We start from the raw sequence: 13975 nt of genomic DNA, 5'->3' as shown, positions 1-13975 counted from the left end.
TGAGTGGTGGTCATTTTTCGGCTACCTGTTGCGGGTTCAGACGGCCCTCGAAATCAGGAACCGGGCGCGCTTGGGCCTCCGCCTGCGTAGTCGCGGCGCCGTTCTTCCGAATGTCTTCGATAAGCCATTCCATTTCCTTGATTTCCTTGCGCTGCGCCTTGATGATGCCATCGGCCAGTTCGCGCACTCGTGCATCGCGGATATGGGCCTGCTCGCTCGTCAGAATGGCGATGGAATGGTGCGGGATCATGGCGCGCATATAGGATTTGTCCGCGATCGGCGTCTGGGTTCGCACAAGAAACAGAGCACCGATGATCATCGCGGCTCCGACCAGCAAAATGCCGATATTCACGGCCTTGTTACGATACATGCCAAGCATGAAAAGCAACATCACGATTGCCATCGCGCCGCCCATGATGAAGGTCATGTAGAAGCGCGTCTGGCTCCAGTGCACATGACTGAGTTCATAGGTGTTTAGGTACATGAGCAGAAACATCACGACCATGGAGGTCGCGATCATCGCTGCAAATTTCAGATATTTCTCAGCTTGCTGTTCCAAAAAAAGCACTCCCGTTTTTCCTGTCAGCTAATAACCAACGCAGCCTTTGGCAGGATGGTTCCGACGCAGAAAAACGGGAGCTTTTGACGATCAATACCAGGCGCGCAGACCGATCAGGAAAACGGTTCGGTCGGTTTCACCGCCCGCCGCTTCCATCATGTCTTTGGTATCGCCGAGCGCGCTCTGCCATTCGACACCGACATAGGGTGAGAACTCCCGGATGACATCATAGCTGAGGCGAAGCCCCAGCGCGGCATCAGTAAAGCCCTGACCGGTTTCCAGTTCCGGAATGTCCTTCGCGGACCAGCCAAGTTCGAGACGCGGGCTGAGCTCGAGCCTTTGTGTCAGCATCAGCTCATATTCGACCTCGGCAGAGGCTGAAAGCTCTCCGTCAGAGCTGAGGAAGAACGCGCCATCCACTTCAAAGCGATAAGGCGCCATGCCCTGAAAACCGAGCACGGCATGGGTGCGCCCCTTCGGTTCCAGATCATAGCGAAGGCCTGTCTGCAAATCCCAGTATGGAGATATGGCACGCGACCAGAGCAGCTGGATTTCCGCTTCTTCGAGTTCATCTTCCTCGAAGCTGTATTCACCCTCTGACTTGATGGTGAGCTTGTTGATGTCACCGCCATACCAGATTTCACCATCCCAGACGGCCATATCCTCTTCATCATCAGACTGCCATTCCAGACGGTCCAGATTGAACATGAGGAAGGCGCTGTCGCCATGATGGTGCAACACCGCGCTGCGGGCATCATCCATGTCGTCATCATCCCAATAGGCATTGGCCTGGGACCAGGGTTTGGCATTGTGATCATGCTGAGCGGTCGCAAGAGGTGCCGAAAACGCCCAGATGGCTGCTGCACTGAGGAACATCATATTTCGCATCACGCATCTCCCTTCATGTCGTGATCCATATCCATTGGATGATCCGTCATGCTCTTATCCGGCATTTTGTGATCGCCATGGCCCGGCGGGTGCGCTTTATGCTCGGGCGGGTGCTTTTTGTGTTCAGGAGGATGGGCCTTATGGTCGCTCATCGTCCCCATGCGCCCGTCCGGCAGGACAGACACAACCTGCATCATACCAGCATGCATGTGGAAAAGCAGGTGGCAGTGGAAAGCCCAGTCGCCGACATGGTCCGCCGACACGTCGAAGGAGAGCTTTTCAGCCGGTTTCACGATGACGGTGTGCTTGCGCGGGCGATGGTGCCCGCCACCATTGACCAGATCAAAGAACATGCCGTGCAAATGGATCGGGTGAGACATCATGGTGTTGTTCACCAGAGTCACACGGACACGCTCCCCCTGCCGGAACTGAATGGCTTCTCTGATTTCCGAGAAGCGCACCCCGTCAAAGGACCACATATAGCGTTCCATATTTGAGGTGAGGTGGATCTCGATCTCACGTTCCGGCGCGCGCATATCCGGGTTCATCTCCAGACTGCGCAGATCGGAATAACGCAGCACACGGTGCGGGACATCTTCCAGACCAAGGCCCGGATCATCCAGCCGCGCCATCGGCATGGCTGCAATATTGGAAACGCTCGGCCCTTTCTCCAGCTCAGGACGCTCGACCGGCCAGTCACCGGATGCGCCAGGCCCGTGCATCTCGTGATCCATGCCGGACATATCCATGTCCATTTTCATGTCCGGCGTCTTCTTGCCGTGCATGCTGTGATCCATCTCCATGCCGCCGCTGGATGACTTTGACATGTCCATGTCAGGCGCATGGTCGTGGCCGGACATGTCACCATGCATGGCGTGGTCCATGCCCATATCCGCCATGGTCAGCGTTGGAATGGCGCGAAGCTCAGGCGCTGTCGCACGCATGCCTGGCTGCGGGCCGAAGGTCGCCACTGCCTGCCCCGACCGATCAATAGCTTCTGCGACAAAGGCATAAGCCTTTTCAGCGGGTGGTTCGATGATCACGTCATAGGTCTCTGCCACGCCAATCTGGAATTCATCGACCTCCAGAGGCTGCACATGCAGGCCATCAGCCTGGACCACCGTCATGGGCAGGTCTGGCATGCGCACATTGAAGATGGTCATGGCTGACGCGTTGATGATGCGCAGCCGCACCCGTTCGCCTGGATTGAACACGCCATTCCAGTTATCGAACGTGGTGTGACCATTGATCAGGAAGTGATAGGTCGAACCGGTGACATCAGATATGTCGCGCGGGCTCATCCGCATACTGCCCCACATGGCCCGGTCAGAGAGGGTTTTCGACAGACCGTTCTCGCCGACATCTTCGAGGAAGTCCGGAATGGTGCGTTCCTGGAAATTATACGTGTCACTCGCCTTTTTCAGCTTGGCGAAGATGCGCTCCGGGTCTTCAAAACTCCAGTCAGAGAGCACCATCACATATTCGCGGTCATAGCCGACGGGATCTTCACCTGCCGGATCAATGATCAGCGGGCCGTAATGGCCTGCCTGCTCCTGCAGACCGGAATGTGAGTGATACCAATAGGTGCCATTCTGCGGCACGGAGAAGCGATAGCTGAAGGTTTCCCCAGCACGAATGCCCGGAAAGGTCACGCCCGGCACGCCATCCATCTCGAACGGGACGAGCAGGCCGTGCCAGTGAATGCTGGTATCCACATCCAGCATATTGTGAACATTCAGCGTGATGTCATCGCCTTCACGAAAGCGGATCAGGGGTGCTGGCAGGGTGTGATTGACGCCTGTTGCCAGGCCTTTGCGGCCATTGATCATGACAGGGAACTGGCTGACATGGAGATCGAACTCCGTGCCCGTAAGCGTGTTGAGGCCGGTATTGCCGGCAGAGGCAGGTCTGGCCCAGGCGGGCAAGAGCGAAGCGCCGGACAGGGCAAAGGCACTTGCAGCACCTGCGCCCAGAAAATGTCGTCGGGAAAACATGAATAACCTTCAGGTCGATTTGAGAAGAACGCTGCAGCAAAGCAGCCAGATGCGGAGAACGTCATTGACGTCAGCGCACAGATCTCAATTCAGAAGGCGGACTTTCAGCGTCACGGGGCTATCCCCCGGCGGACCGGCCGAGGGCGGTTTCTCGCGCCGCCCTTCATAAGCACGCGCAAAGGTGAGCGGCTCAGCCAGAGCGATCTGATGTATGGCCGGGAAGGTCAGATTGGCTTTTTGCAGAACAGGTTTGTTCAGATCAGCCGACGCCGCTTTCTGCAGATCGGGCAGACGCGGGCATTCATGCGCATGCGTACGCTCTGTCGGCGCGGCCTCGTCATGACACGGCCCGCCATCCTCCATCACGGCCATCGCCATGAGCGGAGCGGGCTGAGCAGACTTTGCGACATGGTGATCATGACTGCCCGGCAGGCAGGCGCAGGCAGACTGCGCCGTGAACAGCGCGATTGCGACGAAGAGCGCAGACACAGCTTTCAGTACACGCGCCATGGGCGCCTGTTGCCTGGCCAGTCTGTTACATCCGCAAGACGTCACGCACTCAGTCCTTCGTCACTCAGGTCAGAACATGTTGTGTGCCGGAGATTAAATCAATGGAGATCCCGGCGAATTCACATTCTGCATAAAGCAGATAACTTTTTCGTTGTCGCTGCGTCATAAACATGCGCTAGCAATAGGTCATGGGCAAACTACGATTTCTGATCACTTTGGGGGCCTCGCTTGCGCTTGCGGCGTGCGCCACAAACACACCGACGCCAGAGGTCAGCCAGACCGACGCGGCAGGCGTCAGCACCGCAGAAGCGTCGGCTGAAAGCAAGCTGACCATTCTCGTCTCGATTGACGGGTTTCGGGCAGACTATCTGGACCGCGGCTATACACCGGTTCTGAAAGAGCTGGCTGAGACCGGCGCCCACGCGGCCATGCGCCCCTCGTTTCCTTCCAAGACCTTTCCCAATCACTACACGCTGATTACCGGTCTGCGCCCTGACAAAAACGGCATGATCAACAACACGATGGAAGATCCATCCATGCCGGGCGTCATCTTCACCCTGCCAAACCGCGCCGTCGCGTCGAACCCGGCCTGGTGGGATCAGGGCACGCCGCTCTGGGTGAGCGCCGAAAAGCAGGGCATCAAAACGGCGACCATGTTCTGGCCGGGCTCTGACTATGAGATCCACGGCGTGCGCCCAAGTGATCACGCTATGTTCGATCAGAAGCTTCCTGACTTTGCCCGCGTCGACATGCTGCTCGCCTGGCTGGACAAGCCGGAAGATGAGCTGCCGGGATTTGCGACGCTCTATTTCGATATTGTCGACACGGCCGGCCATATCTACGGACCGGATAATCCGAAGACCAATTCGGCCATGGCGCAGGTTGATGCCTCACTGGAGCGCCTGCTGGAGGGGCTGGAAGCACGCGGTCTGCGCGAGCATACCAATCTGGTCATTGTCGCCGACCATGGCATGGCACCGATTGCCGACGACCAGATCATGGACCTGACGGACCGGATTTCGATCAACAAGCTGCATGTCGTCTGGACAGGTGCGTTTGCTGGCCTCTCACCGAAGGAAGGGTTTGAAGCCGACGTGGAAGAAGCGCTGGTGGGTCGGTCCGAGCATGGCGAGTGCTGGAAGAAGGAAGACTTGCCGGAGCGTTTTGCCTATGGCGAAAACCCTCGCGTCCCGGCGATTGTCTGCCTGGCTGATACGGGCTGGCGCTATGAGACGCCCTTGATGCGCGCATGGCGCAATAGCGGCGGAGATCACGGCTTCGATCCGGCAGACCCGCTAATGGCCGCGCTGTTCATTGCCAATGGCCCCGCCATCAAGTCCGGTGTGGAACTGGACAGCTTTGACAATGTCTCCGTCTATCCATTGCTGGCAAAGCTGGCAGGCGTCGAACCTGTCGAAAATGACGGTGATCTGGGCGACGTCGCCCCGGCGCTGAAATAGCAGACACAAAAAAGGGCGCCGATTGGCGCCCTTTTCATAACGGTTGTCTAAAGCGGCTTAGAGCACTTCTTTCTGGCTGGTCACGATCTTGGAAACGAGGCCGTAATCAACAGCTTCCTGCGCGCTCATCCAGTGGTCGCGGTCGGTGTCGTTCTTGATCTCTTCCAGCGTCTTGCCCGTGGCTTCCGCGAAAATACGGTTCAGACGCTCACGCATCTTGATGATTTCGCGTGCCTGGATCTCCACGTCAGATGCCTGACCGCCAACGCCGCCACGTGGTTCATGAAGCAGGAAGCGGGTGTTTGGCAGGCAGAAACGGTTTTCTTTCTGCGCAGCGGAATAGATCAGCGCACCAGCGCTTGCGACCCAGCCCGTGCCGAGAATTTTGACCGGCGCAGGCACAAACTTCACCATGTCATGGATCATGTCGCCGGACTCGACGTGACCGCCGGGTGAAGACAGGACCAGAAGAATGGGATCTGTGCTTTGTGCAGCAAGCGCCAGAAGGCGTTCACAGACGCGGCGCGCCTGTTTGTCATCAATGCCACCTGTCAGCAGAATGGTGCGCGCCTTGAACAGCGCCTGTTCCAGAAAGCTGTTAGGCTCTGCGATTGGTGTGGACTCTTCTTCTTCGTCGAGACGATACATAGCAACTCCGAGTTTTCTTATAGGTGTGACGTTCGTTCGCCCGCGTCAATGGCCCTCGAAAGCCATAAGTGCCTGAACCTCACATGAAAGTGCGCGAATCCGGTCTGCGCCGCCGAGTTCCGGCAGATCGACCACGAAAGCCGCCGCCACAATCTCAGCGCCCGCACGACGCAGAAGCTTGATAGCCGCCTCCGCCGTGCCGCCTGTCGCGATCAAGTCATCGACCAGAAGCACACGGTCGCCTTTGACGATGGCATCCTCGTGCATTTCCATCTCATCGACGCCATATTCCAGCTGATAGCTTTCGGTGATCGTCTTGTAAGGCAGCTTGCCTTTCTTGCGCAGCGGAACGAAACCGGCTGAAAGCTGGTGCGCCGCAGCGCCGCCCAGAATGAAGCCACGCGCTTCGATACCGGCGACCTTGTCGATGCCAAGGCCGGCATAAGGCTGGACCAGTTCATCAATCGCCTGGCGGAACGCCCGTGGCTGGCCCAGCAATGTGGTGACATCGCGGAACATGATGCCCGGCTTCGGATAATCCGGAATGGTGCGGATGGTCTCTTTCAGGTCCATGAAATTCTGTCCGTTTCAGCGGTTTGCCGTCTGTGTGTGGCGTATCTGTCTTACTAAATCAGAAAAAGTTCTGATCAACATCCTCAATGATCCAGTCTTCCGCGTCTGCGATCGCTTTCCAGGCCAGATATTCCGGCTGGTCGAGCAGGCGCTCGCTATACATTTGCAGCTCTGGCGGCAGGCTGATGTCATATGACTGAAACCGTGTTGCGACCGGCGTATAGAAGGCATCTGCGATGGACCAGTCACCAAACAGGAAGGGGCCGCCCGATTTCGAAAGCGCCGAGCCCCATGCCTGGCAGAGCTTTGAAATATCGGCGACAACGGCATCATCAAGTTCTTCACGCGGCTCGGCATAACGGCGGAGATTCATCGGCATTTCAGAGCGTATCGCCATGAAACCGGCATGCATCTGGCCTGCCAGCATACGGGCCTGAGCGCGCTTGACCGGATCTTTCGGCCAGAGGCCTGAAACCTCTTCTGCAGCCCATTCCGAAATGGCGAGACTATCGCCGATTGCATCACTGCCGAGTTTCAGCACCGGCACGAGGCCGAGCGGCGAAACCGTCGGCAGATAGTCTCGAAACTCGTCTGTGCGCAAAGGTACAAATTCGGTGGTAAACTCGATCCCGGCCCGTTTCAGCACCAGATAAGGGCGCATGGACCAGCTGGAATACACCGCATTCCCGAGGATCAGATGTGGCAGGCTCATCTACAGTACTCTCCCGGCGATGGCGTCGAGCTTGGCCATCAGTTCAGGATCGCGCACCTCTGGCGGTGTCATGATCGCAAAGTCGAGACAGGTCTCAATGCCCTGCGTCCCATTCTCTCGCGGCATGGTGCCAAGTCTGGCCGCAAGCGTCTTGATCAGCTCTTTGGCGTAAGCCGAGTTCTGGCTCATGATTTTGAGCACGTTCTCAACGGACACGTCGTCCTCTTCCTCGTGCCAGCAATCATAATCGGTCACCATGGCAACGGTCGCGTAAGGCAGTTCCGCTTCGCGGGCGAGCTTGGCTTCTGGCATGTTTGTCATGCCGATCACATCGCAGCCCCAGGAGCGATAGAGCTGGCTTTCGGCATAGGTCGAAAATTGCGGGCCTTCCATCACGAGATAGGTTCCGCCCTTATGGCAGGTCGCACCGACGCTCTTGCCCGCTTCAAGCGCGAGACCAGACAGGCGCTCGCAAATCGGATGCGCCATGGAAACGTGCGCCACACAGCCCTCACCAAAAAAGCTCTTCTCGCGCGCAAAGCTGCGGTCGATGAACTGATCGATGAAGACAAATTCGCCGGGCGCATATTGCTGCTGCAGAGAGCCGACGGCTGAAATGGAGAGAATATCGGTACAGCCTGCGCGTTTGAGCACGTCGATATTGGCGCGATAGTTCACATGCGTCGGCGAAAGGCGGTGCCCCTTGCCATGACGTGGTAGGAAGACCAGCTCCACGTCACCGATATTGCCGCGCATGACATTGCCAGAGGGCACGCCCCATGGGCTGACAATGTGTTCCTCACGGGCATTCTCCAGGCCATCAATTTCATACAGGCCGGACCCGCCCAGCACACCAAGTGTCCATTTCGTCATTTGAGGAACTCCATCGCGATCAGTCTTCGCATTTAGCAGCCTGACGCCTGTGCGCAAAGGATAGATATGATCGTCTCACAGGCCTGTGTTCGGGCGTGTTTCAGCCACCATGCAAGGCAAGGCCTTTGGCGACGGCTCCGAAGCGGTCATTGGCGGAAAGGCTGGCCTGTGGGAATTCAGCCCGGAAGCCATCTTCCACCGCAGGAATAAAGGTCGACCCGCCGACCATGATGATATCGGTGACATCCGGTTTGCGAACGCCTGCCTCTGCAAGACATGCATCTGCGACACGGTGCATGGTCGCGATGGTTTCGGAGATCAGATCCTCGAAGGCTGCGCGCATGAGATGCTTGCTGAGATGGATATCGTCCGCATCATAGTGGAATGCCGCTTCATCAGCGCCGCTGAGCGCAATCTTCGCGGCTTCGGTCTTGTGGGCATAAAGCCCCGCTTCGAAATTCTCGACGAGATATTCCAGAGCCTGAATGCCTTTGCTGGATGGACCGAACTTGCGCATCCAGGCGATTTCCTTGGCCGCCGCTGGCAGATAGAGCCGGTTATGGCTCTTCCAGTCGGACAAGGTGACATAGGGCGCAGATGGCGTTGGCAGGCCGTTCAGCTCCAGCGTTTCGGTTCGCCCGAAGAGCGGTGTCAGTTCGAAGAAGCTCAGAATGCGGTCAAAGTCGTTTCCGCCAACATAGACGCCCGAGCTGCCCAGCACCTCGAAACCATCCTCCCCGCCTGTCAGACGCACGACAGAGAAGTCAGACGTACCGCCGCCGATATCGACGACAAACGCGATACGCTCGCCATCATCGCCGAACCTCACCGAGCGCGCAGCGGCGACAGGTTCGAACAGAAACTCGACCTCTAACACCCCTGTCTCTTTCAGACAGTCTGCCAGCACGGCCTGCGCCATGGCATCGCGGGATGGATCGTCATCATTGAAGGAGACAGGACGGCCCTGCGTAACGTGCGTGACCTTTTGGCCGGTCGTCTTTTCGACTTTCGCCATAAGCTGGCTCAGGAAATCGAGAATGACCTGTCGGAACGGCGTCGCGCGATTGCCAATCTGCGTGGTCTCTTCGATGAGCGAGGTGCCAAGAACCGACTTGATGGACCGCATCAGCCGGCCATCTTCGCCTGCCTCATAATCCTCCAGCGCCGGATTGCCGATGGAATAATCCCTGCTCGACAGCTCATAGAAAATCGCCGTTGGGATGGATGTCGTCCCCGGCTCCAGCTCGAGCAGCTTCACGCCATCAGGAGTTTTTACCGCGACCGAGGTGTTTGATGTTCCGAAATCGATGCCGACCCGCAAATCTGCCTCCCTGACCGCTTAACACGAAAGCGCCACTCCAGCACTGAAGCAGCGCTATGACCAGTCATCCCCGCAATAAAAAAGGAGGCCGTGTTGCCACAGCCTCCCTTTGAGAAATCTTCTGTCAGATCAGCCTCTAGTGCTCAACATTCCGCCAGATCTGCTTGTAAGAGAAATACACCAGCAGAGCGAGGAAGAAGAGGTAGATCATCACAGCCATACCAAGCGAGGTACGGTTTTCCAGCTTAGGCTCGGACGCCCATGCCAGGAAGTGTGCAACGTCTGATGCCAGCTGCTCTTTCGTTGGCGGCGTACCGTCAGCGTACTCGACGCGGAAATCAGACAGCTGTGGTGGCATTGCGAGGTAACCACCTGGTGGCTTGTGACGTGGGTCACCTTCCCAGTTACCGCCTGTGTCGCCCGCAAAATACGGGTTGTAGTACAGGCCAGCAGGCTGAGTCAGAACACCGTGAGAGTGGTCATCGTCAAAATGCAGACGGTTTTCAGAGTCGAACTCTTCTGCATCCGGATAGCCCGTCAGAAGGCGGTAGATGTAATCTGCGCCGCCTGCGCGTGCTTTCACGATCACTGAGAAATCTGGTGGCGCCGCGCCGCCGTTCGCAGCAGATGCTGCCTGAACGTTCGGGTATGGGCTGACAAATTTGTCAGATGGACGTGCAGGACGCTGAACCGTGTCACCGAAGTCATCAACTTCATCGACCATGTACTGAGCCGCAAACTCTTTAACGAGCGCTTCCGTCAGTGCCGGATCATCCGGGTTGTAGAATGGACCGCCTGGCTCACCGAGGTTCCGGTAAGACATGAGTTCCATGCTGTGACATGCGGCACAGACTTCGACATAGACCTGGAAACCGCGCTGAACGGCGTTCTTGTCATACTTGCCGAAAACACCGTCAAATTCCCAGTCTGGCAGAGGCGTGTCGCCTTTTTCCAGCGGCATGGTGCCACCGGCTGCCAGAGCTGCCGGAGTGCCCAGACCAACAAGGGCGAGACCGGCGATACAAGCTTTCATCAACTTCATCGTTAGCTCTCCTACTCGTCAGACTTGCCAGCTGGGTCAGAACCACCAGCAACGCGTTTGTGTACAGACTTCGCAATGGATTCCGGCTCACCCTTTGGTTTCTCGACCAGGCCGAGCACAGGCAGGATGATGAGGAAGTAAGCGAAGTAGAACAGGGTCAGAAGCTGAGCAACGATCAGCCATTTGATACCTGGCTTATAGATGCCTGGCTCATCACCAAGACCTGTTTCTTCACCGAACTCGATCGCATCTTCATAGTGTTCGAACATCACACGAGCGACGTCTTTCTTCACCGCGAAGCTTGCAGCGTGGTGTGCATCAGCAGCTGCCCGCAGCTCTGCGCGAACCGCGTCAGACTCGACAGGTGCTTCATAGACCAGCTTGTCGCTGCCAGTTGGGATCAGAACGTCATCCGGGTTCGAGGCGCCAGCCACACCAAGTGCGAGGCAGACGAAGACGAACGCGAAGAAGAACTGACGAGCCAGCGGACGATAGCGAAGCGAACGGACTTTCGAGGTGTCCAGCCAAGGCAGGACGAAGAGAACCGCAATCGCACCGAACATCGCGATCACACCGCCGAGTTTCGCCGTGATCGGACCGATATCGAAGGTGATGGCGCGCAGGATTGCGTAGAATGGCAGCAGATACCACTCCGGCACGATGTGCGCAGGCGTTTTCAGCGGGTTGCCTTCAATATAGTTGTCGGCATGGCCCAGAACGTTTGGCGCATAGAAGACGAAGCCAGCGAAGATCATCAGGAAGACGATGATCGCGAAGCCGTCCTTCACCGTGTAATACGGGTGGAAAGGCACTGTGTCTTTCTTCACGTCCTTGATCTCAACACCTGATGGGTTGTTGTTGCCAGCTGTGTGGAACGCCCAGATGTGAAGGATCACGACACCTGCGATCATGAATGGCAGCAGGTAGTGAAGAGAGAAGAAACGGTTCAGCGTGGTGTTACCGATAGATGGTGCACCCTGCAGCCAGATCTTGATTTGCTCACCAACCAGCGGAATTGCGCCGATCAGCGATGTGATCACGCTCGCGCCGTGCAGTGACATCTGTCCCCATGGCAGCACATAGCCCATGAAGGCTGTGCCCATCATCAGGAGATAGATGATAACGCCGAGGATCCAGATGACTTCGCGCGGAGCTTTGTATGATCCGTAGTAGAGGCCACGAAACATGTGGATATAGACCGCGAGGAAGAACATCGAAGCGCCGTTGGCGTGGATGTAGCGAATGAGCCAGCCATATTCGACGTCGCGCATGATGCGCTCGACGCTGGCAAAGGCCATGTCGACGTGTGGCACATAGTGCATGGCCAGGACCACGCCGGTAATGATCTGTGTCACAAGGCAGACAGCAAGGATGGCCCCGAAGGTCCACCAGTAGTTCAGGTTTTTCGGAACCGGAAAATCAACGAAGGAATCGTAGACCAGACGCACGATTGGAAGACGCGTGTCGAGCCACTTTTCAACGCCGGTACCCGGTTTGTATGTGGATTCATGTCCGCTCATCAGGAGCTCCCCAGTTGTGCGACAGCTACAGTGAAATGGTTACGCTCGAACCATCCGCGCTGTACTCATATGTCGGTACAGGAAGGTTCAGAGGTGCCGGTCCCTTACGGATACGACCTGAAGTGTCATAGTGCGAACCATGGCATGGGCAGTACCAGCCACCATAGTCACCTGTGTTGCTTCCAGGTCCGACCGGTACACAACCAAGGTGCGTACAAGATCCTGATACGATCAGGATCGCCCGGTTCAGGGTGCCATCAGCCATCGGAACAAGACGGGAGTCGTCTGTTTCCTGATCGCGCATCGGCTCGCTGTCCGCCGCTTCAGCCTGTTGGATTTCCAACGGCGTGCGGTGGCGGATGAAGAATGGCTTACCGCCAATCAACACGCGAACTTCGCTACCCTCTGGGATATTATTGACAGGAACTTCCAGACTGGACGCCGCTTTGGTGTCCAATGCCGGAAGCATCTGAGCGACGAATGGCCATGCCAAAGCGCCTGCTCCGCCAACAACTGCAGCCCCCGCCGCAATGTGGATAAAATCACGGCGCTCTTCGTCGACCGTTTCGTTTAGTGTTTCGTCAGTCACGTTGCCATGCCCTCACAAATCGGCTTTCCGTGGAGCCCATAACATACCCATATCGCCCAAATTGACTTTGCGGCGCAAGGTCGCGCAGGAGATAAGAGCGGGTTCCCAGCCAGAATGAAAGAAGCCGATACATTGCGAGTGAGTTTCTATCAACCGGATATTCCCCAAAATCTTGGGACAACAATACGTCTTTCTGCCTGTTTTGGCGTTTCTATGGACATTATTGAGCCCTGCGGCTTTCCTTTGACCGCCAGGGCACTGCGACGATCTGTCATGGATTATGGCGGTCTGGCCGACGTTCAGCGCGTTGATTCGGTCGATTCCTACTTCGACGATGCAAAAAAGCATCACGAGCGCGTCATTCTGTTCACCACAAAAGGCGCGACGCCGCTGAATGAATTTTTTTTCGAAAAAAATGACCGATTGCTGTTCGGAAGGGAGAGTGCGGGTGTTCCGGACGACGTTCACGAACGTGCAGACGGGCGAGTCGTGATACCCCTCGTTGCAGGCGCAAGGTCAATCAATGTGGCAACGGCCGCGGCCATTGGCGTGTTCGAAGCCCTTCGCCAGACAGGGCAGCTGACACCCCCGCAAACGGACTAGCCCACGCGCGGCAGACAGGCTGATTTTGCGATCGTCGGCTGGGCCATCAGGGTATTTGCGAGTGACGACAGTGACAGATCCGGCATCTCAATCGCGCCAAACTTTTCCAGATGGTCCCACATCGCGACGAAATGGAATTCCAGATCACCGGGGGTCTCTGCATCAAACAGATGCTGTCGGTCATCGATCCAGCCAAGCGAGGTCAGAATGCTGGCCTTTGCCTTGTCGAGATAACCGCTGGCATCCGGAACCGGCTCCAGGCGTGACGACATGACGATCTTCACCTCATTGGACATGATGCCATTCAGGACCGCACGCATATTCAGATGGTCCGGCGCTTCACTCAAGGTGCGAAACCGGTCTGACGGATCAAGCTTGCGGGCGATATATCGATTGATGTGATCGGACTCGACGAGCCAGACGTCTTCGTCTTCCAGCACTGGAATCGTCATGAGCGGATTTTTGCGGAAGTGCTCCGGCGTCAGGTTTGTCACCACGCCGACATCCACCATCTCATAGTCCGCCTCCAGATGGTCCAGTAACAAACGGACCTTCCGCGCGAAATGGGATCGCTCTGTCGCATAGAGTTTCATCATGCCCTCGCCTTCTGCCCCGCAGAGAACTGCGCCGGCGCGATCTTCGCAAGCCTTATCGCCTCACGACGCGGTCACACTTTGGCGATC

At 56.9% G+C, this 13975-nt stretch carries 15 protein-coding genes; 2 read left to right on the top strand and 13 right to left on the bottom strand.

Annotated elements, in window-relative coordinates; all coding sequences use genetic code 11:
* Positions 1 to 10: 10 nt before the first annotated feature.
* The 4 genes from ACFQDM_RS11210 to ACFQDM_RS11195 form a co-directional block, all read right to left on the bottom strand.
* Complete coding sequence (locus ACFQDM_RS11210) at positions 11 to 520, bottom strand: DUF305 domain-containing protein (protein WP_377379134.1); 510 nt, start codon at positions 518 to 520, stop codon at positions 11 to 13.
* A gap of 129 nt (positions 521 to 649) precedes the next feature.
* Positions 650 to 1447 carry a copper resistance protein B gene (locus ACFQDM_RS11205; RefSeq protein WP_377379047.1) on the bottom strand — a complete coding sequence of 266 codons (798 nt, stop codon included), beginning with the start codon at positions 1445 to 1447 and terminating at the stop codon, positions 650 to 652.
* Entirely contained in the window at positions 1447 to 3441 is a 1995-nt protein-coding gene (locus tag ACFQDM_RS11200; protein WP_377379045.1) for a copper resistance system multicopper oxidase, read from the bottom strand. The genes ACFQDM_RS11205 and ACFQDM_RS11200 overlap by 1 nt, the downstream gene beginning before the upstream one ends.
* Positions 3442 to 3525: 84 nt before the next feature.
* Positions 3526 to 3951: a hypothetical protein gene (locus ACFQDM_RS11195; RefSeq protein ID WP_377379043.1), complete on the bottom strand. Its 426-nt coding sequence runs from the start codon at positions 3949 to 3951 to the stop codon at positions 3526 to 3528.
* Positions 3952 to 4139: 188 nt separating this feature from the next.
* Between ACFQDM_RS11195 and ACFQDM_RS11190 the strand changes: the two genes are divergently transcribed.
* Positions 4140 to 5411 (top strand): alkaline phosphatase family protein, encoded by a 1272-nt coding sequence (locus tag ACFQDM_RS11190; RefSeq protein WP_377379041.1) that lies wholly within the window; start codon positions 4140 to 4142, stop codon positions 5409 to 5411.
* Positions 5412 to 5468: 57 nt separating this feature from the next.
* On the opposite strand, the gene ACFQDM_RS11185 is transcribed toward ACFQDM_RS11190, so the two are convergent.
* The 8 genes from ACFQDM_RS11185 to petA form a co-directional block, all read right to left on the bottom strand.
* Positions 5469 to 6059 (bottom strand): ATP-dependent Clp protease proteolytic subunit, encoded by a 591-nt coding sequence (locus tag ACFQDM_RS11185; RefSeq protein ID WP_377379039.1) that lies wholly within the window; start codon positions 6057 to 6059, stop codon positions 5469 to 5471.
* A 45-nt stretch (positions 6060 to 6104) separates the two neighbouring features.
* Positions 6105 to 6632, bottom strand: coding sequence for an adenine phosphoribosyltransferase (locus tag ACFQDM_RS11180; protein ID WP_377379037.1), 528 nt, complete (start codon positions 6630 to 6632; stop codon positions 6105 to 6107).
* A 58-nt stretch (positions 6633 to 6690) separates the two neighbouring features.
* Positions 6691 to 7344: a glutathione S-transferase gene (locus ACFQDM_RS11175; protein ID WP_377379036.1), complete on the bottom strand. Its 654-nt coding sequence runs from the start codon at positions 7342 to 7344 to the stop codon at positions 6691 to 6693.
* The gene (locus ACFQDM_RS11170) at positions 7345 to 8217 is read right to left on the bottom strand and encodes an S-methyl-5'-thioadenosine phosphorylase (RefSeq protein WP_377379035.1); all 873 of its coding nucleotides are present in this window, start codon (positions 8215 to 8217) and stop codon (positions 7345 to 7347) included.
* 100 nt (positions 8218 to 8317) lie between these two features.
* Entirely contained in the window at positions 8318 to 9538 is a 1221-nt protein-coding gene (locus ACFQDM_RS11165; protein ID WP_377379034.1) for an Hsp70 family protein, read from the bottom strand.
* A 136-nt stretch (positions 9539 to 9674) separates the two neighbouring features.
* Positions 9675 to 10580 carry a cytochrome c1 gene (locus ACFQDM_RS11160; RefSeq protein ID WP_377379033.1) on the bottom strand — a complete coding sequence of 302 codons (906 nt, stop codon included), beginning with the start codon at positions 10578 to 10580 and terminating at the stop codon, positions 9675 to 9677.
* 11 nt (positions 10581 to 10591) lie between these two features.
* Entirely contained in the window at positions 10592 to 12100 is a 1509-nt protein-coding gene (locus tag ACFQDM_RS11155) for a cytochrome b (protein WP_377379032.1), read from the bottom strand.
* Positions 12101 to 12125: 25 nt separating this feature from the next.
* A complete protein-coding gene (gene petA / locus ACFQDM_RS11150; protein ID WP_377379031.1) occupies positions 12126 to 12689 on the bottom strand; it encodes a ubiquinol-cytochrome c reductase iron-sulfur subunit in 564 nt (187 codons plus the stop codon).
* Positions 12690 to 12803: 114 nt separating this feature from the next.
* On the opposite strand from petA, the gene ACFQDM_RS11145 reads away from it, so the two are divergent.
* Positions 12804 to 13292 (top strand): tRNA (cytidine(34)-2'-O)-methyltransferase, encoded by a 489-nt coding sequence (locus ACFQDM_RS11145; RefSeq protein ID WP_377379029.1) that lies wholly within the window; start codon positions 12804 to 12806, stop codon positions 13290 to 13292.
* Here the strand turns inward: ACFQDM_RS11145 and ACFQDM_RS11140 are convergent.
* Positions 13289 to 13888, bottom strand: coding sequence for a glutathione S-transferase family protein (locus ACFQDM_RS11140; protein WP_377379028.1), 600 nt, complete (start codon positions 13886 to 13888; stop codon positions 13289 to 13291). The genes ACFQDM_RS11145 and ACFQDM_RS11140 overlap by 4 nt on opposite strands.
* Positions 13889 to 13975: the final 87 nt, after the last annotated feature.

It is taken from the genome of Ponticaulis profundi (assembly GCF_042659465.1).
Classification (GTDB): domain Bacteria; phylum Pseudomonadota; class Alphaproteobacteria; order Caulobacterales; family Hyphomonadaceae; genus Ponticaulis; species Ponticaulis profundi.
The sequence above is the reverse complement of the archived record's forward strand: the minus strand, read 5'-3'. Positions and strand labels throughout refer to the sequence as shown.